The sequence below is a fragment of the Sedimenticola sp. genome (genome assembly GCF_050289425.1).
In the GTDB taxonomy this organism is placed as follows: domain Bacteria; phylum Pseudomonadota; class Gammaproteobacteria; order Chromatiales; family Chromatiaceae; genus Sedimenticola.
In genome coordinates, this window is sequence record NZ_JBNKFS010000101.1 from 1 (window position 1) to 236 (window position 236).

General features: G+C 48.3%; 1 tRNA gene. It reads right to left on the minus strand.

Annotated elements, in window-relative coordinates:
• Window positions 1–87: 87 nt before the first annotated feature.
• A tRNA-Ser gene (locus ACQY5R_RS18365) sits at window positions 88–180 on the minus strand.
• Between the last annotated feature and the right edge of the window lie 56 nt (window positions 181–236).

The following is a 236-nucleotide window of genomic DNA, read 5'->3' on the forward strand; positions in this document are numbered from 1 at the left end:
AAAAAGCACCCAAGTGGGTGCTTTCTTATTTACCCGTAAAGGGCATCCCCAATTTCGCTAGTCACTAAAGTGACAAGTCAATTGTGATGGCGGAGAGCGAGGGATTCGAACCCTCGATACAGGTTTACCCCGTATGCTTCCTTAGCAGGGAAGTGCCTTCGACCACTCGGCCAGCTCTCCGTTTTGAAACTTTTATCCTAACGATAAGGCCGCGATATTACGCGAAATCAGCGTTA